Below are 21,497 nucleotides of genomic sequence, written 5' to 3'. Positions count from 1 at the left end.
GCGGAGAAAGGGGAAATATTATGATGTTAAACTATTTATTAGCAGCCGGAATCGGCGCCATGTCATCTATTTTAGCAAATAAGAATGTTGCTGTATACAATGATGGATTCCGGCCTGTATATGCGGAGTATTTTAATGGGAGGATGGATCGGAAATCCCTGGCTGCCACATCCTTTGCCGTAAGTTTTGGATTAATTGTTGGATTTGGTTTTACAAATTCGATTGCAATGGGAATCATCATAATCCATACTTTTTTGCTGATGGGGGATATTATAGGAACATGGTGTCCTGATTCGCCCAAGGGAACGGTCATATCAGGAGTAATCGGTGCGGTATGGGGGCTTATGGTAGTTGCCTTTATGTCATCGATTGCAAATTTTTTCTCCATATTACCTGTAAACTTTCTGCCTTATATAGGAAATGTAGCAGATATTGTTGTAGCAACCTTTGCTATTTTTCCATCACTTGCCGTGGCATATCAGCATGGAATCAAAAAAGGCGGTATTACTGCGGTTATCACATTAGCAGTCTATGTATTGATTAAAAATTTCGGGGTTTTTAATATTGGGGAGTTCAAGCTTTCTCTTAATGCAGATGGAATGTCCATGCTTGCAGGAAGCATTGTGATGATTATGTTTGCAGTCAGGACTAAACAGGAAGCGATTGGAGCTGATTTGACGAATATTTTTACAGATAATGTGAACCGCATTAAGAAAAATTGGATTTACTTTTTGATTATGGGTGGATTGCTTTCAGTTGCATCTTCACAGTGCGTATTGACAACGGATGTAATATCAGGACCTCTCCAGATGAAAGGTGAGTTTGCCCAGGCATCCCTGGTTGCATTTATCCGGGCAATCGGTTATATCCCTCTGGTTTATACAACCGCTATTGTAACAGGCGTATTTTCCCCGGCGGGTGCCTATTTTTCTGTAGCAGCAGGGATGCTTTGCGCATCTTTCGGTTTCTCCACGCCAGTGACCTGTGCAGCGGCCTTTGCAAGCGGGGCAGCAGTGATTACAATGGAGACATTTTTTCTTGGAAGTATCGGGAATATGCTGGATAAGTTCCCGGCGCTTAGGGAATTGGGAGACCATATCAGGAATGCGATGTCACAAATTCTTGAGGTGGCGCTGCTGGTAGGAGGATTTACGGCTTCGGGGGCAATCATGAACGAAGTGGGCATGTCATATATTGGATCCATGATTGTGATGATTGTATGGATGATGAATAAGTGTGCCAAAAAGCCGTTCCTGATACCAATGGCTGTAGGACCGGTAGTTACAATTGCCATGGGTTTTGTAGCAAATCTGATTAAGGTATTGGGACTTTCATTAATTTAAGAAAAGTGAGGTATTGTATAATGAAAATTGTCGTAGGTGGGGCATTGAATAAAAAAGAGAATGCTGAGTTAATAGAGAAGTATGGAAACGGTCAGGTGGAAGTGGTTATTATGCAGGACATACAAGCGGCTTTGGCGTTAAAAAATGGACAGGCGGATTATTATTTTGGTTCCTGCCAGACAGGGGCCGGAGGGGCGTTGGGGATGGCGATTGCCATGAACGGAATGGATAAATGTATTACGGTTGCCATGGTAGGAAAGGTGCTGGATGATGATGAGATTTTAAAATCAATCGAAAACGGAAAGAAGGCATTTGGGTTTGTCCCTGAAGCGGCAGCCAGTGTAATACCTGTAATCATGCGGGGAATCATGGGATGAATGAGATAATAAAACATGCGCAGCAAACCTTTCTTGCAATGAAAGATCCATACCATTCAGTAGAGAGAGTATATCCTCAGGCAATCCATGCCCTGGAAAAACATGATGATATCCATTATATCGGTATGAAAAATGCGGTCCAAATACCCCTGCGGCTCATTCAGCGGCTGAAAGCCCATGGATATATACTGCATACGGTGGACCGGTGCAGTATCAATGGAAGGGCAGTTGATATGCAGTTAAGGAATCCCATTACCGGAAGAAGGATGACAGGTTCCAGCAGCGGTACGGCAATCAATGTATTTTTGGGAATCAATGATTTGGGAATCGGAACGGATGGAGGCGGTTCAGTTCTTGCTCCGGCAATGAGTGTACAATGTTACGGATTTATCAGCCCGTTGATGGAACAGGAGCATATGAAACAATATGGGAAATGTTCCACGGATGGCTTGTGTTTTACGCCATCTCTGGGATTTATTACTAGGGACTTAGCTGTAATAAAGAAAGCCGCCGGAATCTGCCTGGAATTAAGGGAAAACGATATGCCTGTCCATGTAATCTGCCCGGAAGCATGGAAGGAACACCAAAAACTGCCGGAAAAGATTTATGAAAAAACCAAGATAAAGATAGAAACAGTAGATTTTCCTGTTTTTGATAACAGCAGGGAGCCGATGATTAATTTCCTGAAACAGTATCTTCCTGGCTGTGACGTGCTGATTCATTACGAAAAAAAGATTGATGTAAATGGTATAGGTGATAGTATTCTTGGCCATTTTGATGAGGAAACCCAGGAAGACCAGTTAAAAAGCGGCAAATTTTTAATCAGGGTGGCCAACATGGTTGGTGCAACAGCCCTGTGCATTCCAGACAATGCCTTTGCAAGCGGCTATGTGCTGCTGTGTGAGTCAAAAAAAGAGAAAATAGAAAAAATGTTCAGCATTGCAGAGGATTTTCCGAAGATAGAAGACGAACTGATAAAAAGGTATTTCAGGAACATGGATGCCTATTTTTCCTATGGGGCCTTAGAGGAAGGGCTTCTCGGGGAATAGGTAAAAAATTGTCAAGTATGGACGGATTGGGAAAAGAATGAAACTAGCAGATGGTTATACGCTGATGCATGAACATGTGACAATTAATCTGTCAGGCGTGAAAAAGGATGAGGACTGCAGGCTTAACTGTTTTGAGGAAACCGTGAAAGAGTTTAAAAGCCTGTACGGATATGGGGTAAGGAATATACTGGAAGTGACCAATTTAGGGATGGGCAGGGATGTGGGGTACATCAGGCGGGTGTCTGAGGAAACAGGAATCAACATTCTTGTGTCCACCGGGTTTTACAAGGAGCCGTTCCTGCCGGACTGTGTATACGGGCGGTCTGTGGAGGAACTGGCGTCCATGATGGAACAGGAACTGACACAGGGCATTGACGGCCAATGGGAGTCTGCCCCCGGAGACACAGGGATGCGCGCGTCTGTGATTGGGGAATCCGGAACCAGCAGCCGGCAGATGACGGATATGGAGCAGAAGGTATTTGACGCCGTGGCCCTGGCTGCCGTAAGGACCGGTGCGCCGGTGACAACCCATACCACGCTGGGAACCATGGGCGCAGAGCAGGCGGATTATCTGATTGGACATGGGGTAAGGCCGGAGGATATCATTATAGGGCACATGGATTTATCCCAGGACGTGGAGGTTATCCTTGATGTCCTGAAGAGGGGCGTCAATGTAGGCTTTGACACAGTGGGAAAACTGAATTACTGCCCGGATTCCTTCCGCGCACAGGCGCTGAAGCGGATTGACCAGGAGGGAATGCTTTCCCATGTGGTGCTTTCCATGGATATTACAAGGAAATCCCACCTGAAGTCCAGGGGAGGGATTGGATATGGGTATATGTTTGAAGTATTCATCCCCCTGCTGCTGGAAGTGGGATTTACACAGGCGAAGATAGACATGCTGCTAAAGGAGAATCCGGAAAGGATCCTTTTGGGCAGACAGTATGATTAGGAGGTTTCAGACATGCAGACATATCCGCTTAACAGCCTGTCCCTTGAGGAGGCAGTAAAGCTTCAGTTTAAAGTGACGGACTGTATTACAAGAGAATTTGAAGGACACGCGTTTTTAAACAGAGGCGACCTTGGCGTGGTGATGGGGCTTAATAAGCCGGTTACGACCAGCAAGGTGGAAAAAGTGATTGCGCGTATTTTTGATACGGAAGCATGTGTCCTGGTCCGGGGCGCCGGAAGCGGCGCCATACGGTTCGGGCTTCACGCCATGCTGGCATGCGGGGATAAGATACTGGTGCACAAAGCGCCGGTTTACAATACTACCGCCACATCCTTTGAGATGCTGGGGCTGGTCCCGGTGGAGGCGGATTTTAATGACCTGGCGGACATAGAAGCAGTCCTTCAGGCCAATCCTGATATCAAGGGGGCGCTGGTACAGTATACCAGGCAGAAGCTGGATGACCGCTATGATATGCATGAAGTTGTACGGGCCATCAAGGGCACAAGGGATATCCCGGTCCTCACCGATGACAATTATGCGGTGATGAAGGTAAAGGACATCGGAGTGCAGTGCGGCGCGGACCTGTCCTGCTTTTCAGCCTTCAAGCTGCTGGGGCCAGAGGGAATCGGGGTGATTGCGGGCAGGAAGCGTTATATAGACCGCCTCATATCGGAGAGTTATTCCGGAGGGATGCAGACCCAGGGACATGAGGCCCTGGATGTGCTCCATGGCCTGGTTTATGCGCCTGTGGCGCTGGCAATCCAGGCCCAGGTGGGCGAGGAGTGCGTCAACAGGCTGAAGGCAGGGGAGATTGCCCAGGTCAGGGATGCATTTCTGGCAAACGCCCAGTCCAAGGTGCTTCTGGTGGAATTCCAGGAAGACATTGCAGGACAGGTACTGGCGGAGGCGGAGAAACTGGGGGCTGCCCCCAATCCCGTGGGCGCGGAATCAAAATACGAGATGATTCCCATGTTCTACCGGGTCTCCGGCACCTTCCGTAAAGCCGACCCCACCCTGGAACACCGCATGATAAGGATTAACCCCATGCGCGCCGGGGCGGATACAATCTTAAGAATCATAAAGGAATCAGTAGAAAGGGTGAAGTAGATGTTTCTGGACCAGACAATCAGACGGAATCCCCAATTAGTGGAAACCGCGTTCATGCTTCATCAGGAGGGGAAGATACTCCCGGATTCCTATTTGGTGGATGTGGATGTGTTTCTGGAAAATGCCCGCAGGCTCCTACAGAAGGCAGGGCAGAACCATATCAGGCTGTACTTCATGTTAAAACAGATTGGACGAAACCCTTATCTGGCAAAGGCATTGGTGGAAATGGGTTACAGCGGCGCGGTGGTTGTGGATTTCAGGGAAGCCCTTGTGATGATGGAAAACCGGATTCCCATTGGAAATGTGGGCCACCTGGTGCAGGTGCCGGGGGCCCTTATTAAGGAACTGGTGGCATATAAACCAGAGGTAATGACCATTTATTCCAGGGAAAAGGCCATGGAGATTGAGGCAGCGGCAGCCGGTCTTGGATGCAGGCAGGCGGTGATGCTGCGTGTATATGGTGATTTTGACATGATATATTCCGGGCAGACAGCGGGATTCCATCTGGATGAACTGAAGGAGACCGCTATCTGGATGAAGACGGAGTGTCCCCATCTTGAGATAAAGGGCGTGACGTCATTTCCCTGTTATCTCTATGACGGGGAGGCCAGGGACGTGCTGCCCACCAAAAACCTGGAAACGGTAAAATGTGCGGTGGAGATCCTGAAGACCTGCGGCATTGACATAGCGTTAATCAATACCCCGTCAGCCACCTGCTGCAGGACCATTGACAGGATGGCGGAGTTTGGGGGCAACTGCGGGGAGCCGGGACACGGGCTCAGCGGGACAACGCCCATGCATGCGGTATATGAACTGGAGGAACGGCCGGCCGTGGTATATGTCAGTGAGATTTCCCATAATTTCATGGGCAATGCATATTGCTTTGGGGGCGGCCATTATAGGAGGTCCCATGTAAAGAAGGTGCGGGTGGGCACGTCCCTTGGTCACAGCAGGGAACTTACGGTGATACCGCCCACAGATGAGAGCATTGACTATCATTTTGGGATATCTGAGGAATGCGCGGTGGGTGACACGGCCGTGATGGCGTTCCGGTTCCAGATTTTTGTTACAAGAAGCGATGTGGTCCTGGTAAAGGGCATCCAGGAAGGATGTCCTGGGATTGTGGGCATTTATGACAGCCAGGGAAGAAAGAAGGAAGGATTTTGAAGAGATTTGTTGTAATTGTGTTGGACGGATTTGGGATAGGGGCAATGGACGATGCCGTGACAGCGCGCCCCGGGGACGAAAGGGCCAATACACTGAGAAGCATCCTGGCGCAGGATCCTGATATGAAGCTTCCCAACCTGGAGAAGCTGGGGCTGATGAATGCCTACGGCGCTGAAAGCAGCCGGATGAAGATGTCAGGGGATGCCAACTTCGGCCGGTCGGAACTGATGCATTTTGGAGCCGACACCTTCATGGGTCATCAGGAAATCATGGGCACATTCCCACAAAAACCAGATGTCCATCCGTTTCAGGAAAAGGTGGACGCGGTGGCGGCCCATCTGAGGGAATATGGGCACAAGGTGGAAATCATTGAGCGGAAGGGTCTGCGCTATGTGCTCTGTGACGATTACGTGACAGTGGCAGACAACCTGGAGGCAGACCTGGGCATGTGCTACAATGTGACGGCTCCCCTGGATTATATTCCATTTGAAAAGGAGTATGGGATTGGACAGCTGGTACGCCAGGTGGTGACGGTGGGCCGTGTGATCGTGTTTGGCGGGACCGGGAACACCATGGAGGATCTGTGGGCCGCCGAGGAGATAAAGGACAATACCTTTATCGGAATCGCGTCAGCAAAATCCAAATCATACAGGCAGGGCTACCAATGCCTTCACCTGGGATACGGGGTTGATGAAAATGTACAGGCCCCAACCATACTTACAGGCGCCGGGATACCCGTGACCCTTATTGGAAAGGTGGCGGACATTGTGGCAAACAACGGCGGGAAAAGCATTTCCTGTGTGCCGACTGCAAAATGCATGGAGCACACCATAAATGAATTCAGGCATATGGAGAAAGGATTCATCTGCACGAATATCCAGGAAACAGACCTGGCCGGGCATTCCCAGTCCCCGGCCGTCTATGAGCGGATACTGGAGACAGCGGATAAGGGAATCGGGGAGCTGCTCCCCCTTCTCACCAGTGAGGATGTGCTTCTGGTCATGGCGGACCATGGCAATGATCCTGCAATCGGACACAGCAGGCATACCCGGGAGTGCGTGCCTCTTCTTGTATATAAAAAGGGCGTGACCGGGAAAAGGCTGGGGACCAGGAAGACCCTTTCGGATGTGGGTGCAAGTGTGTGTGATTCCTTTGGGGTAAAAGCGCCCCAAAATGGCAGTTCGTTCATGGAGTACCTGAAGCGGACTGAATAAAAACTTGCCATTGATACCTAATTATAGTATACTCTTAACGATGCTTTAACAATTTGTGGTAAGGATGATAAGGTATATAGCAGGATTAGGAGTATAATTATGGACGAGAAGGCAAGGAAATCATATAACGATGTAGAAGCTGTAGATATACTGCACCAGGTCTCAAACTTTTATATCTCTACAAAAGTGCCCCATGATTATGGAACAGGTGAAGCCTATACTTCGGTAGAGGTACATACGTTAAAGCATATTGCTGACCATCATGGAATCACGGTAACTGAGCTTGCCAGGGATTACGGAAAGACCAAGGGCGCGGTTTCCCAAATCCTGAAAAAGGTAGAAAGCAAGGGTTTGGTATACAGGGAAGTGGACCCTGAGAATGATAACCGTTACCATCTGTTCTTAACGGATAAAGGAAAAGAACTGGATAAAGCCCATCGCAGATACGATGAGATAGGGTTTGGCGAGTCAATGGATATAGTCAGGGAACGGTTTTCTGAGGATGAAATCAATACAACATTCCGTGTGCTTGAGGCATGGCTGGATATAAGGCGCAAGGTTCAGGATAAACGGAATGAAAAGAAAAAGGCTAAAAAGAGGTAAATGCCGAAAGCCCATAGTAAGGACTCCATGGTAAGGACCCCATAAGCTGATAAGATGATTAAGGAGCCGCAGCGGTTGCTGCGGCTCCTTTGCGGTTTTTTCAGGGCTGGATAAGGAAGCAGTTTTATTTATAGGAATAGAATTGGATAGATTGCACAAAATATAGATATGGTATTCGTGCATGTTGACAATTTGTATCATTGATATTGACAAAGGAATGGAAAAGGTTTAGAATCTAAACAAGAGGTATACATACTAAACTAAAGGTTAAGAAACTAAACAACAAAAATATGAGTCATGTATATCTGTATCATTACCAAACCCGGTACTGCAGGCCGGTTTGCACAAAAATTAAAATGAAAGAATCGCGGGGGCTGTACTATTTTCCGGAAAATAAAAACAGTCCTCTGCAAGAGACAGGAGAGGTAGAATGAATAATACTATAGCTGTGATATTAACGCTGCTGTACATAGTCATAGTTGCAACGCTGGTAATCAAAAAGTATAATTCTGTTTTTGTATTCCTGGTATCAGGCATGGCAATCCTGCTGATATCGGCTATCATTGGCGGTAATTCAATCATGGGGGATAAGACTACCGGAAATGCTGTCATAGATGTGTTCGCTTATGCGGCCAACGCATTTAAATCCAATGCATCCGGTGTTGGACTGACCTTAATGATGGTAACAGGATACGCTGTTTACATGTCCCATATCGGGGCATCCACAAAGCTGGCATACCTGGCAACCAAGCCATTATCGAAGATTAAGAACCCATATATTGTTTTAAGCATGCTCTTCATTATCGGCACCCTGTTAAAGCTGGTAATCACAAGCCACGCAGGCCTGGCCATGCTCCTGATGGCCATTGCATTCCCCATACTTACCTCGTTGGGAATCAGCAAGCTGAGCGCTGCAACGGTTATGATCATGTGTGGTTTTGTTGACTGGGGACCCAATGATTCAAGCGCCATATTTGCGGCAGAAAATGTGGTTGGAATGCCGATGATGGATTATTTCCTTACCTACCAGGGAAAAACCGCAGCTATCCTGATCCTGGTCTGTGCTGTATTCCTGCCCATCTATCTGCGGCATATGGATAAGAAAGATATATCAGCCGGAGGCACCGTGACAAAAGCGCAGATGCCTCAGGATGCCAGCTGCCCTGCATGTTATGCAATGCTCCCCATCGTACCCCTGGTCCTGATTACCGTGTTCAGTTTCATACCATCCATCAACCTGGACGTGGTTACGGCAAATCTGATTGGACTGTTCTTTGTATTCATCCTGGAACTGGTAAGGAGAAAGGACAGGAAAGAGGTAACGGCTGATTTCAGCGTTGTGATGAAAGCCATGGGGAACTCATTTGCAAATGTCGTAAGTATCCTGATCGGTGCGGCGGTTTTTGCGGAGGCCATCAAACTGTTGGGCGGTATTACAATCATATCCAATACCCTGGCAGCTGTTAAGAGCGCTCCCATCATTACCATGGCATTGATGTCAATGATAACATTCTTTGCCGGCATGCTGCTTGGTTCAGGCAACGCGTCCTGGTATGCCTTTGGCCCGCTGGTGCCGGATGTGACGGCCCAGATGGGAGTCTCCACCGCTACCATTGCCCTTCCGATGCAGCTGTCCTCCGGCATCGGGCGCTGTATGTCACCGGTGGCAGGCGTTGTGATTGCCATCTCAGGCATGGCCGAACTGGATATCATGGACATTGTAAAGAGGTGTTCTGTCCCTGCGGTTGCCATGTTTATATGTAACCTGATTGTTTCATATGTAATTGTCTAAAATGGGCGATAATATGTTATTATTAAAGAAGGAAAAGGAGATTTCATCATGAGTAAAATAATATATGATTTTGATAAAGGTGTAGAGAGAAGAGGAACAGACGCAAAGAAGTACGACCCATCCCTGTGCCCGGAAGATGTACTTCCCTTCTGGATTGCGGACACGGATTTCCCAAGTCCGGTTGAAGTCACAGAAGCCTTAAGGGAGCGTGTGGAGATCCATCACTACGGTTATCCATACATTGATACTGCTTTTGAGGAAAGCATTGCCAGATGGTACAAAGTAAGGCATAATACGGTCCTGAATCCTGAGTACATAGATTATTCACCCTGTGTGATACCGGCCATGATCTGGTTTGCGGAAGAATTTTCAAGTATTGGCGATAAGATCCTCCTTCAGACCCCGGTATATCCGCCCTTCCATGATTTGGTGAAGAATAACGGCCGCCAGCTTGTTTTCAATGAAATGGACCTGATTAACGGACGGTATGAAATCAACTTTGAGGATTTGGAAAGAAAATTAGCAGATCCAAAGGTTAAGATCCTCTTTATCTGCAATCCACAGAACCCGACCGGCAGATGCTTTACCAGGGAAGAACTGGTAAGGATGGGAGAACTGTGTATCCGCAATCATGTAATGATTGGTGTGGATGAGATTCATGCGGATATTATTTTCGACGGACATGAATTTGTACCGTTCTGCGGCATCTCGGAAGAATTTGCCAACCATTCCGTCACCTTCATCAATCCTGCCAAAACCTTTAACGTGGCTGGTTTCCGTACCGCTGCATGGTTTACTCATAATGAAGAGATTTACCGCAGGATGATGAACCAGCAGACTTACAAAAAAGGCATGGGACGGAACATATTTGGAAATGTAGCATTGATGGCATGTTATAACCATGGGGATGATTATGCGGACCAGTGCGTTGCGTATTTAAACGAGACCAAGAACCAGGCAGTGGCATATATCAACGAGAACATCCCCAAGATCCATGCAGTGAATCCGGAAGCAACCTTCATGATCTGGCTGGACTGCCGCGGGCTTGGCTTTAAGACACAGAAAGAATTAAAAGATTTCATGTTTAAGGATGCCAAGGTGTTATTAAACGATGGGACCACCTTTGGGGAAAAAGAGGGCAACGGATTCATGCGGTTCAACTTTGCAGCGCCCAGGCCGGTTGTCATGGAAGGACTAAAGAGGATTAAAGAGGCCGCTGACAGGCTGTAAAAGGTGAAGGCAGGTGTCATGATGAGAGAGGATTTGTTGCAGAAAGTATCAACCAGGGAAGCCCTTGCAATCCTGACCGATGATTCCGGCAATATCGTCTGGGAAACAGATAAGAGTCCGGTGGCGGGCATGTACCATGCATACTATGAGGGCGGATTATCCGGAACCGGGAACCTGGTCCTCTATGCAGACCAGGCCGGCATTGCCATGGGAATCATGGCAGGAAAGATTCCCATCAGGGAATGCCATGCAGTCAGGATATCCGAAGGCGGTTTAAGGATAATGAATGAAAAGGGGGTTGCAGTTACCTATGAAGAGTCAATCCCCCTTGTGAAATCCTCCAAGGATAATAGCAAGGTCTGTCCCATTGAGCAGTTCCTTTTTGAACATGGAGACAGTAAGGAACAATGGGAGTTCCTAGAGGAACGATATAAATAAAAGACCGGCGTCAGCTGGTTCCTTATGACAAGGAACCAGCTGACGCTGTTTTCAAACTTGTGTATCTTCCAGCACATCCTTTAACGCGGAAAGGAAGGCCAGGTCGTCTTCCTTTACACGTATATTGGATGCAATGGTCTTTCCTGCGCTGTTGGTGACGCTGATTTCAATCAGGGAGCCTTTGTCCAGGAAACTGTCTTTGGAGGCAGCCTTTATAAAATTCAGAAGCTTTGGGTGGCTGCCCTTAAACTGCTCCCAGGCCGGCTTTAACTGTAGGATAAGCATTGGATTCATGTTGGTTTCACCTCGTTGTCTGATATTTTCATGTGACATGTTATTATCATATGTACCGGCACATGCACCTGTACTATGATTCTTTGGTCATGGTAATAATTTACCACAGAGTCCATTTCCGCGCAATGGAAATGCTTGTAATGGATGTGGTCTGCGTGGTATGATGTTGAGAGTACAATGGTGTGGAATCAGGGCAGGATAAAATATGGCGGTGCTGAACCGCGGTATGGAAGAATAGGGCAGCAACTGCATTGAAGGATAAGACAATAATAGGAAGGAAGATATATGAAACTGATTCACTTGTCAGACCTGCACATAGGAAAAAGGGTGAATGAATTTCCCATGCTGGAGGACCAGAAATATATACTGAATGAGATACTGTCCATCATAGGCCAGGAAAAGCCGGAGGCTGTGCTGATTGCAGGCGATGTATACGACAAGCCGGTGCCGCCTGCCGAGGCGGTCCAGGTATTTGATTCATTCCTCACCAGCCTGGCTGATTGCGGCGTGCCTGTGTTTGTAATCAGCGGGAATCACGACAGCCCGGAGCGCCTGGCTTTTGGCGGGAAGCTGATGGTTGGCAGAGGGGTGCACATGGCTCCTGTGTATGACGGCCATGTGGAGCCGGTGGAACTTAGGGATGCTTACGGCAGCGTGTATATTTATATGCTGCCATTTATCAAGCCGGCCATGGTGCGGCGCTGTTTCCCGGATGAAGAGATCCAGGATTTTGACGACGGGGTACGCTGCGCCTTGACGCACATGACAGCCAATGGATTCCGGCCAGGGGAACGCAATATCCTGTTGGCCCATCAGTTTGTCATGGGGGCATCTGCCTGTGACTCCGAGGAACTGTCCATCGGAGGGCTGGAACAGGTGAACGCGGACTGGTTCCGGGATTTTGACTATGTGGCCCTGGGGCATATCCATGGACCCCAGAAGATTGGCAGGGAAACCCTGCGCTATTGCGGCACCCCGCTTAAATATTCATTTTCTGAAGCAGGACATAAGAAGTCCGTAACCGTAGTGGAACTTTTGGAAAAGGGAAATGTGGCCGTATCCACCAGGCCCCTTAAGCCGCTGCATGATATGCGCAATATAAAAGGAAGCTATGAACAGGTGACGGAACTGGGATTTTACCGGGGGACCGCGGTGGATGACTACCTGCATATCACCCTGACAGACGAAGAGGACATACTGGATGCCATTGGGAAACTGCGCTCCATCTATCCCAATGTGATGAAGCTGGATTATGATAACCAGCGCACCAGGTCAGGGCAGTCCGTGGATAAGGCCGGGGAGATACGCAAGCCGCCCATGGAGCTGTTCGGGGAGTTGTATGAACTTCAGAATAACCAGCCCATGAGTGAGAAGCAGAAGGAGTTTTCCTTAAGACTGATGGAAAAAATCTGGGAGGATGCACATTGAGACCGACACAATTAACCATATCCGCATTCGGGCCATATGCAGGGGAAATAAAACTGGATATGGATGCTTTAGGGGACCGGGGACTGTATCTTATCAGCGGTGATACAGGAGCGGGAAAGACCACGATATTTGATGCCATTACATTTGCCCTTTATGGAAATGCCAGCGGCGAGGCCCGCAGGCCGAAGATGCTGCGAAGCAAATATGCGCTGCCGGACGCGGGGACTTTTGTGGAAATGTCATTTGTCTATAATGGGATGGAGTATTCTGTGCGCCGCAATCCTGAATACATGCGGGCAAAACAGAGAGGGGAAGGGGAGACAAAGGAAAAGCCGGATGCAGAACTGAACATGCCGGACGGCCGTGTAATCACGGGGGACAAGGCCGTGACCCAGGAGATTGAAACACTGCTGGGCCTGAGCCGTGAACAGTTTTCACAGATTGCCATGCTGGCCCAGGGCAGCTTTTCCAGGCTCCTTTCCGGTAAGACGGAGGACCGGGGAATCATATTCCGTGAGATTTTTGGAACCAGGCCGTACCAGCAGTTCCAGGAAAAATTAAAGGAGCAGGCCAAGGCGCTGTACGGGCAGTATGCAGACACCAGGAAGAGTATTGAGCAGTATACGGGCGGCGTCATCCCGGGCGATGAGAGGGAGGACCTGGCAATCCGGTGGAAGGAAGCGCAGAAGGGAAGCCTCGAGGTCATGCTGGCCCTGCTGGAGCAGATGATTACGGCGGACCGGGAAGAGGAAAATGCCTTAGACGGGAAGATGAAAGCAATCCGCGAGGAGATGTCCGCCCTGGGGCTGAAGCTGGGAAAGGCGCAGTCAGCGTCAAAGGTATTTAAGGACCTGGAAGCGGCCCGCCTGATTCTGGACAGGGAGGCCCCCAGGCTGGCTGCTGCCAAAGGGAATTATAATAAGGAAAAGGAAGGCCAGGCAGAACGGGATATCCTTATGGTCACCATCACAAAGATGGAAGAGGCCATGAAGTCCTATGCCCGGTATGACGGGCTGGCTGCGGGACGGGAAGAATGCCTTAAACGGATTGGCAGGCTTAAGGCCAATGCGCTGAGGAACCAGGAGGAGGAAGCGCGGTGGCGGGAGCAGCTTCTTAAGGAGGACAATGAACTGGCTGCCCTTAAGACTGCAGGAGAGGATTACCAAGCAGCCCAGTCCGCCATTGAGAAGCTGGCAGAATACAGGACAAGGGTGGATTCCCTTGTGGGGGAACTTTCTGAATACCACAGGGAGCGCAAAAACCTGGAACAGGCCCAGGAACTCTACAGGGAGGCGGATGAAACGCGGCGCAGGGTGGACCAGGTATACAAAAGCCTGTACCAGCGTTTCCTGGACAACCAGGCCGGAATCCTGGCAAGGGAACTGGTGGAGGGCAGCCCCTGCCCGGTATGCGGTTCCACGGTACATCCTGCCCCGGCAGGCCCGGGACAGGCGGCGGGGGGCAGGAATCCTGCAGCCGGGGGCAGGAATCCCGCAGACACATTCCCCTGTGCATATCCGGATTGTGATGTGACAAAGGAATTGGTGGACCAGGCCGCAAAAGATTCTGAAGCCAGGACCAGGACTGCCTCGGAACTGAGCCTTAAGGCCGGCAGGCTGGCCGGAAGCCTGGAAACGCGTTATACCAGGATGAGGCAGCAGATCGATGCAGAGGTAGGGTCCTGGAAGGAAGCGTGGCGGGAACGTCTGAACCAGGAAGAGGACCGGGGAGATGGCGGGGCGGCCGGCAGTCCGGCAGCCAGGATGGAGCAACGGCAGCATTTCCTTAAAGTATGGGAGTACATGTTGGGAGAGCTTAAGGACCAGCTGGCGCGCCAGGAAGCAGCCGCGAAAAAGCGGGCCGCAGAGTGCCGCGCCCGTCTGAAGCATAAGGAGGAACTGGAGAAGGCGCGGGTGGGCCATCAGAAATCCCTGGAGGAAGCAGGAGAGAAGAGACAGCAGGTCCTGAAACTCCTGATTGAGGCAGAAGAGAGGGAAAAGGGCCTGGAGGATCAGATAAAGGAGCTGGCCGGAAAACTCCCCTTTAAGGACAGGAACCAGGCCCGGGAGGAACTGGCCGGCAAACGGGCGGCTTTTGAGGCAGGGGAGAAGGCGTTCCGGGAAGCGGAAAAAACCTATCTTGAGGTGAGCCAGAAGGCTGCGGACGCCAGATCCCGCATGGAAGCGCTGAGGGCGCAGCTGCAGGATACGGAACCGGATACGGAGCTGGATGCAGGACTGGACCGGGAACTGACTGCATTGGGACTGGCCCGGCAGATGGAGGAACTGACCGCTGCCCAGGAAAGGGCAAAGGCCGAACTGGATTTACAGGAACAGAAAAAGAGCCGTATCCATCACCGCCTGGAAACCAACCGCGCCGCATATAGCCGGATACTGAAACAGAAGGACGCCATGGAGGAAATACAGCAGCAGTGGACTTGGGTTAAGTCCCTGGCCGACACCGCTGCTGGCGAAGTGGGCGGAAAGGAAAAAATCACATTTGAGACATATGTCCAGATGGCGTATTTTGAACGGATTATCGCACGCGCCAATACCAGGTTCATGGTGATGAGCGGAGGCCAGTATGAGCTGAAGCGGTGCAGCGAAGAGGATAACCGCGGAAAAAGCGGCCTTGGGCTGAATGTGGTTGACCATTACAACGGCACGCAGCGCAGTGTCCGGACATTGTCCGGCGGCGAGTCCTTCCAGGCATCCCTGTCCCTGGCCCTGGGGCTGTCCGATGAAATCCAGTCCGCGGCAGGCGGCATACGCCTGGACACCATGTTTGTGGACGAGGGCTTTGGCTCCCTGGATGAGGATACGCTGAATCTTGCAATGAAGGCATTGGGGGACCTGGCAGAGGGAAGACGGCTGGTGGGAATCATTTCCCATGTAACCGAGTTAAAGGAACGGATTGAGCGCCAGATTGTGGTGGTGAAGGAAAAGAGCGGGGGAAGCAGGGCACGGATACAGGTTTTGTGACGGATTAATACAGGGAGAAACAGACATGAGAAGAAAAGACAGGGAAATCACGGAGAGTGACAGGATACAGAAAATCATCGATGCCTGCCAGTGCATGAGGATTGCTTTGGCGGACGGGGCATGTGCATACATCGTGCCGGTGAATTTCGGATATGACAAGGCCGGGAAGGCATTTTACTTCCACGGCGCGGCCAAGGGGCGTAAAATCGATCTGATACGCCAGAATGGATATGCCGGTTTTGAGATGGATACGGACCACCGCCTGGTGACGGCTGATGAGGCATGCGGTTTTTCCTTTGAGTACAGCAGTATTATCGGAAAAGGCAGGATTACCGTGGTGGATGACTTGGAGGAGAAACGCCATGGGCTGGACTGCATCATGGAGCACATGGCGGGAGGCGGCCGGTGGGAATATCCGGACCCGATGCTTAAGCTGACAGCGGTCATCCGTCTGGATGTGGAAGAACTCCACGCCAAGTCCAACAGTTAGGGAGGATATTATGTTATCAGAAGATATCCTGCAGGCGGCTGAAGAGGAATGGACGTTATCAGGCCGGACGTATACAGATGAAACAGCTGACTCCATTAAGGGGCAGAAGCTGGAATTTGACTCCATCCATTTTGTAAGGTGCAGGTTTACGGACTGCGATTTTACAGGTGCATCCTTCTGCAATGTGGTGTTTGATAAATGCGATTTTTCCAACAGCTCTTTTGAGGACAGCTATTGGAAGAACACAAGGGCAGAGGGCTGCAAAGGAGATGGGAGCCGGTTTTCCAATGCAAGCTTTAAGTGGGTGAAGCTGACGGACAGCCAGTTCCGGTACGCCAATTTTTCCATGGCTTTCTGGGAATTCTCAGAGATAAGGGGATGCAGCTTAAGGGAGGCATTCCTGTCCGAGGTCAGGTTCAAGAAAACCATATGCTCCAGGACAGACTTTACCGGCGTGGATTTTTTCAAGACCCTGCTGAGAGGAATGGACTTGTCAGACTGCACCATTGACAATATAATGGTATCAGACCAGTACACGGAACTTGCAGGCGTGAAGGTAAATCTTTTCCAGGCAGCGGAACTTGCCAAGTTGATGGGGGTTAAGATCGTGTGACGGGATTGGGCTGCGCCCAATCGGAACAAAGGGATAAGGAAAGGAGAACAGAATGGTTGAACAGAAAACAATAGAAGGATTCCTGGAGGTCCTGTCATCCAAGGAGCCGGTACCGGGCGGAGGAGGAGCCAGCGCCCTGGCAGGCGCCCTGGGCAATGCGCTGGGACAGATGGTTGCGAACCTGACCATTGGGAAGAAAAAATATGCGGACGTGGAAGCAGAGATAAAGGAACTTCTGGGACGGATGCAAAAACTCCAGGCCGCCTTTGTCACGCTGGCTGACAGGGATGCGCAGGTGTTTGCGCCATTGGCACAGTGCTACAGCCTTCCGTCCCTTACAGAGGAAGAAAAGGCTTATAAGGAAAAGGTCATGGAGGAGCGGCTTCTGGATGCCAGTTTTGTTCCCCTTGAAATCATGGAACATGCGGTTGCCATGCTGGGCATCCTTGAAATCCTTGGGGATAAGGGCAGCCGTCTTGCGGTCAGCGACGTGGGTGTGGGCGTGCAGTTTATCCGCGCCTCGCTTTTAGGCGCGGTCATGAATGTGTATATTAACACCAAATCCATGAAAAACAGGGAGAAGGCAGAGGAACTGAACGCCAGGGCCGGGCAGTTAATTGAAGAGGGGACCGCGTGGGCGGACCGGATTTATGCAAAGGTGCTGGACCAGCTGAGATAGGGGCCGCATCCCCGTCTGTACGCCCGGGGGATGTAAGGATCCATCAATTTTCACAAAGTCAGAAAGGAAGACAGCCATGGAATTACTGAAAGGTGCAGAGGTATCTGCAAAGATGAAGGAGCAGGCAGCCCAGATGCTTGAACAACTGGGCGGGAACGTGCCGAAGCTTGCGATTGTCAGGGTGGGGGAACGCCCGGACGACATGTCATATGAGCGGGGGGCCACTAAAAAGATGGAGAGCTTTGGGCTTCGGGTGCAGTCCTACGTATTTCCTGAGGATATAGGCCACCAGGAATTTAAGGAAGCGTTCATCAACATCAACCAGGACGAGGATGTGACCGGGATCCTGTTGCTGCGTCCCCTTCCAAAGCAGATTCATGAGGCGGATATTGAACGGGTCATTGACCCGGCAAAGGACCTGGACGGGATATCGCCTTCCAATATTGCAAAGGTATTTGCAGGGGACGGCACGGGATTTGCCCCATGTACGGCGGAAGCCGTCATCGAAGTCCTGAAGGCCAACGGGATTGCCATAAGCGGGAAACGCGTGACCATTGTGGGGCGCAGCATGGTGGTTGGACGCCCCCTGTCCATGCTGATGCTTAAGGAAAATGCAACCGTTACCATCTGCCACACCAGGACAGCGGACCTGAAGGGCGCCTGCCAATCCGCAGAAATCCTGGTGGCTGCCGCGGGACGCGCCAAAATGCTGGATAAGGAATACGTGGGCCAGGGCGCGGTTGTGATTGATGTGGGCATCAATGTGGATGAAGATGGAAAACTGTGCGGGGATGTGGATATGGATTCCATTTCCGGGACAGCATCCATGGCAACCCCTGTCCCGGGAGGCGTGGGCGCGGTGACCACGGCGGTGCTGGCCAAGCATCTCCTGAGGGCGGCAGGGATGAAGGCAGGACAGCCGGCTGTTGACAGATAGGGGCCCAGGGCGTGTGCAAATGGATGCAGAGGGCCGGAAAACCGAAGAAAATAAAAAAATAGGCCGGATTCCCGTAATTTCCTCTTGCTAAACTTAAAAAATGCTTTATAATATAAAACGTTAATAATTATTTATAGTTATGCATTTTGATGCATAAAAGAAAAGAGGAGAGTAATTATGAAGAAGAAAGTTTTGGCTTTGACCATGGCAGCACTTATGGCAGCTTCCCTGACCGCATGCGGCGGCGGTGCAAAAGAGACCACGGCGGCTGATACCACTGCAGCAGATACGGCTGATACCACTGCGGCTGAGAAGACAGAGGAAACAAGCGCAGAGGCAGCTGGGACAGAAGCAGCAGGCGGCGTACTGGTTATGGCAACCAATGCAGAGTTCCCGCCATATGAATACCATGACGGCGGCGAAATCGTCGGTATTGACGCAGAGATTGCAAAGGCCATTGCTGACGAGCTTGGCATGGAGCTGGAGATTGAGGATATTGCATTTGACTCCATCATTCCTGAGATTACTTCCGGCAAGGCTGATATGGGCCTGGCAGGCATGACTGTGACGGAAGACCGTAAGCAGTCCGTGGATTTCACTGATACTTATGCAAAGGCTTCCCAGAAAATCATTGTAAAGGAAGACAGCGCAATCGCCTCTCCGGATGACCTGACAGGCGTTATCGTGGGCGTACAGCAGGGAACCACAGGTGACATCTATGTGTCTGACCTGGAAGCAGACGGCACCACCGTAGAGCGTTACAACAAGGGTTTTGAGGCTGTCCAGGCATTAAGCCAGGGCAAGATTGACGCTGTTGTAATCGACGGCGAACCGGCCAAGACATTTGTTGCACAGACCGAAGGCCTGAAGATCCTTGAGGAATCCTTCACCGATGAGGAATATGCAATCGCTGTTAAGAAGGGCAATACCGAGCTGCTGGAGAAAATCAACGGCGCATTAAAGACCCTTAAGGATAACGGAACCCTGGATGAGATTGTTGCCAAGTACATCAAGGCGGAATAATCAGCCGGACCAGTGAGGCGCATGCATGTCTGGCGGTACCAGCGCCGCCCGATGCAGATTCGTTTGGCGGCACTGGCTGGAACGACTGGCATAAAGACATGAATAACGACATGAGAGTGCCGGCATTGGCATAATGGGCCGGTATTGGACTGCCGCAGGCTGCGGGAAGGAAACAGGATTTGTTCCGGCAGGCTGCGGCAGTTTTTACGGGTTAACTATAGAATGGAGAGCAGAGGATGATGAGCATGTGGAACACGTTTACAGATGCATTTTACCTGAACTTTGTTTCTGAGAACCGCTGGAAGTATCTGACAGACGGTCTCAAGACAACGTTGATTATTACACTTTTTGCCTGCCTGATGGGAATTGTCCTGGGCTTTATTGTGGGCATGATACGTTCTACCTACGAAAAGACCCACAAGCTTAAGCTGTTAAATGCCATCTGCAAAGTGTACCTGACCGTAATCCGCGGCACACCTGTAATCGTACAGCTGTTAATCATCTATTTCGTGCTTTTTGGCAGCGTGAGGATTGACAAGGTCCTGGTGGCCATCCTGGCCTTTGGCATCAATTCCGGCGCATATGTGGCTGAGATATTCCGAAGCGGCATCATGTCCATTGACGGGGGCCAGATGGAAGCCGGACGGAGCCTTGGGTTTAATTATGCGCAGACCATGTGGTATATCATCATGCCCCAGGCGTTTAAGACCGTGCTGCCCACCTTGTGCAACGAGTTCATTTCCCTGTTAAAGGAGACATCCGTGGCCGGATATATCGCAATCCAGGATCTGACCAAGGGCGGTGATATTATCCGAAGCAGAACATACAGCGCGTTCATGCCCTTGATTGCAGTTGCCCTGATTTATCTTATCATTGTCATGATATTTACAAAGCTGATTCAGATTCTGGAGAGGAGGTTAAGGCAGAATGAGCGCTAATATGAATAAGGAGCCGTTAATCCGGGTACAGGACCTGGGAAAGAGTTTTGGCAGCATCCACGTATTAAAGGGAATCAATGTAAATATATACAAGGGCGACGTGGTTTTCGTGGTGGGGCCTTCTGGCTCAGGCAAGAGTACCTTCCTGCGCTGCCTGAACCTTCTGGAGGAACCTACCCAGGGGCATATTTTCTTTGAGGGAACGGATATCACGGACCCCAAGGTCAATATTGACAAGCACCGGCAGAAGATGGGCATGGTGTTCCAGCAGTTTAACCTGTTCCCCCACATGGATATCATGAAGAACCTGACTCTTGCGCCTATGAAGCTGCAGGGGAAAAGCCAGCAGGAAGCGGAGACGGAAGCCATGCAGCTTCTGGAACGCGTGGGCCTGGCTGACAGGGCCCATGCATTCCCAAGCCAGCTTTCCGGCGGGCAGAAACAGCGTATTGCCATTGTGCGGGCCCTTTGCATGAAACCGGACGTGATGCTCTTTGACGAGCCAACATCTGCTTTGGATCCTGAGATGGTGGGAGAGGTCTTAAGCGTTATGCGCGACCTTGCAAAGGAAAAGATGACCATGGTGGTGGTTACCCACGAAATGGGTTTTGCCAGGGAGGTTGCCAACCGTGTCATGTTCATGGATGAGGGATATTTCATGGAAGAAGCTGCTCCGGAAGAATTCTTTGGGAATCCGAAGAATGAGAGGCTGAAATCCTTCCTCAGCAAGGTGCTGTAAGACAGTTCCTTAATTATGAAAATAGAAAATCCAGGAAATTCCGGACTTTCAGCCATATGGCCAGTTCCGTTTCATTACGGCAGCTGTCCATTTGCCTGAGGGA

General features: G+C 50.3%; 21 protein-coding genes. 20 read left to right on the top strand and 1 reads right to left on the bottom strand.

Annotated elements, in window-relative coordinates; genetic code table 11:
- The first annotated feature begins 20 nt into the window (after positions 1-20).
- From DWX59_RS01315 to DWX59_RS01265, 11 genes are all read left to right on the top strand, one after another.
- On the top strand, positions 21-1,343 hold the full coding sequence (locus DWX59_RS01315) for a YhfT family protein (RefSeq protein WP_117555559.1): 1,323 nt from the start codon (positions 21-23) through the stop codon (positions 1,341-1,343).
- A 20-nt stretch (positions 1,344-1,363) separates the two neighbouring features.
- Positions 1,364-1,720, top strand: a complete 357-nt coding sequence (locus tag DWX59_RS01310; protein WP_180215727.1) for a DUF2620 domain-containing protein — start codon at positions 1,364-1,366, stop codon at positions 1,718-1,720.
- Between the two features lie 38 nt (positions 1,721-1,758).
- The gene (locus DWX59_RS01305) at positions 1,759-2,769 is read left to right on the top strand and encodes an amidase family protein (protein WP_207621850.1); all 1,011 of its coding nucleotides are present in this window, start codon (positions 1,759-1,761) and stop codon (positions 2,767-2,769) included.
- A 37-nt stretch (positions 2,770-2,806) separates the two neighbouring features.
- Positions 2,807-3,721, top strand: coding sequence for a phosphotriesterase family protein (locus DWX59_RS01300; RefSeq protein WP_117555554.1), 915 nt, complete (start codon positions 2,807-2,809; stop codon positions 3,719-3,721).
- 12 nt (positions 3,722-3,733) lie between these two features.
- Entirely contained in the window at positions 3,734-4,828 is a 1,095-nt protein-coding gene (locus DWX59_RS01295; RefSeq protein WP_117555552.1) for an aminotransferase class V-fold PLP-dependent enzyme, read from the top strand.
- Positions 4,829-5,995: a YhfX family PLP-dependent enzyme gene (locus tag DWX59_RS01290; RefSeq protein ID WP_117555550.1), complete on the top strand. Its 1,167-nt coding sequence runs from the start codon at positions 4,829-4,831 to the stop codon at positions 5,993-5,995.
- On the top strand, positions 5,992-7,209 hold the full coding sequence (locus DWX59_RS01285; RefSeq protein WP_165642539.1) for a phosphopentomutase: 1,218 nt from the start codon (positions 5,992-5,994) through the stop codon (positions 7,207-7,209). The genes DWX59_RS01290 and DWX59_RS01285 overlap by 4 nt, the downstream gene beginning before the upstream one ends.
- A gap of 99 nt (positions 7,210-7,308) precedes the next feature.
- Positions 7,309-7,812: a MarR family winged helix-turn-helix transcriptional regulator gene (locus tag DWX59_RS01280; RefSeq protein WP_117555546.1), complete on the top strand. Its 504-nt coding sequence runs from the start codon at positions 7,309-7,311 to the stop codon at positions 7,810-7,812.
- A 430-nt stretch (positions 7,813-8,242) separates the two neighbouring features.
- Positions 8,243-9,604: a C4-dicarboxylate transporter DcuC gene (dcuC, locus tag DWX59_RS01275; RefSeq protein WP_117555544.1), complete on the top strand. Its 1,362-nt coding sequence runs from the start codon at positions 8,243-8,245 to the stop codon at positions 9,602-9,604.
- A 48-nt stretch (positions 9,605-9,652) separates the two neighbouring features.
- Positions 9,653-10,834, top strand: coding sequence for a MalY/PatB family protein (locus DWX59_RS01270; RefSeq protein WP_117555542.1), 1,182 nt, complete (start codon positions 9,653-9,655; stop codon positions 10,832-10,834).
- An 18-nt stretch (positions 10,835-10,852) separates the two neighbouring features.
- Positions 10,853-11,272, top strand: a complete 420-nt coding sequence (locus DWX59_RS01265) for a DUF1893 domain-containing protein (RefSeq protein WP_235844841.1) — start codon at positions 10,853-10,855, stop codon at positions 11,270-11,272.
- Between the two features lie 51 nt (positions 11,273-11,323).
- Here the strand turns inward: DWX59_RS01265 and DWX59_RS01260 are convergent, their stop codons facing one another.
- The gene (locus DWX59_RS01260; RefSeq protein ID WP_117555538.1) at positions 11,324-11,566 is read right to left on the bottom strand and encodes a hypothetical protein; all 243 of its coding nucleotides are present in this window, start codon (positions 11,564-11,566) and stop codon (positions 11,324-11,326) included.
- A gap of 285 nt (positions 11,567-11,851) precedes the next feature.
- Between DWX59_RS01260 and DWX59_RS01255 the strand changes: the two genes are divergently transcribed.
- The 9 genes from DWX59_RS01255 (at position 11,852) to DWX59_RS01215 (ending at position 21,394) form a co-directional block, all read left to right on the top strand.
- Positions 11,852-12,994, top strand: coding sequence for an exonuclease SbcCD subunit D (locus DWX59_RS01255; RefSeq protein WP_117555536.1), 1,143 nt, complete (start codon positions 11,852-11,854; stop codon positions 12,992-12,994).
- Positions 12,991-15,975 carry an AAA family ATPase gene (locus DWX59_RS01250; RefSeq protein WP_117555534.1) on the top strand — a complete coding sequence of 995 codons (2,985 nt, stop codon included), beginning with the start codon at positions 12,991-12,993 and terminating at the stop codon, positions 15,973-15,975. Before DWX59_RS01255 ends, DWX59_RS01250 begins: the two co-directional genes overlap by 4 nt.
- A gap of 25 nt (positions 15,976-16,000) precedes the next feature.
- Complete coding sequence (locus DWX59_RS01245; RefSeq protein WP_117555532.1) at positions 16,001-16,465, top strand: pyridoxamine 5'-phosphate oxidase family protein; 465 nt, start codon at positions 16,001-16,003, stop codon at positions 16,463-16,465.
- A 10-nt stretch (positions 16,466-16,475) separates the two neighbouring features.
- Entirely contained in the window at positions 16,476-17,078 is a 603-nt protein-coding gene (locus DWX59_RS01240; protein WP_117555530.1) for a pentapeptide repeat-containing protein, read from the top strand.
- Between the two features lie 52 nt (positions 17,079-17,130).
- Positions 17,131-17,757, top strand: a complete 627-nt coding sequence (locus DWX59_RS01235; protein WP_117555528.1) for a cyclodeaminase/cyclohydrolase family protein — start codon at positions 17,131-17,133, stop codon at positions 17,755-17,757.
- Positions 17,758-17,833: 76 nt separating this feature from the next.
- Positions 17,834-18,694 carry a bifunctional 5,10-methylenetetrahydrofolate dehydrogenase/5,10-methenyltetrahydrofolate cyclohydrolase gene (locus DWX59_RS01230; protein ID WP_117555526.1) on the top strand — a complete coding sequence of 287 codons (861 nt, stop codon included), beginning with the start codon at positions 17,834-17,836 and terminating at the stop codon, positions 18,692-18,694.
- Positions 18,695-18,871: 177 nt separating this feature from the next.
- Positions 18,872-19,717, top strand: coding sequence for a basic amino acid ABC transporter substrate-binding protein (locus DWX59_RS01225; RefSeq protein ID WP_117555524.1), 846 nt, complete (start codon positions 18,872-18,874; stop codon positions 19,715-19,717).
- Between the two features lie 245 nt (positions 19,718-19,962).
- Positions 19,963-20,655 (top strand): amino acid ABC transporter permease, encoded by a 693-nt coding sequence (locus tag DWX59_RS01220; protein ID WP_117557147.1) that lies wholly within the window; start codon positions 19,963-19,965, stop codon positions 20,653-20,655.
- A complete protein-coding gene (locus DWX59_RS01215) occupies positions 20,645-21,394 on the top strand; it encodes an amino acid ABC transporter ATP-binding protein (RefSeq protein ID WP_117555523.1) in 750 nt (249 codons plus the stop codon). The genes DWX59_RS01220 and DWX59_RS01215 overlap by 11 nt, the downstream gene beginning before the upstream one ends.
- The last annotated feature ends 103 nt before the right edge of the window (positions 21,395-21,497 follow it).

Origin of the sequence: Enterocloster aldenensis, from assembly GCF_003434055.1 — a bacterium.
In the GTDB taxonomy this organism is placed as follows: Bacteria; Bacillota; Clostridia; order Lachnospirales; family Lachnospiraceae; genus Enterocloster; species Enterocloster aldenensis.
The sequence above is the reverse complement of the archived record's forward strand: the minus strand, read 5'-3'. Positions and strand labels throughout refer to the sequence as shown.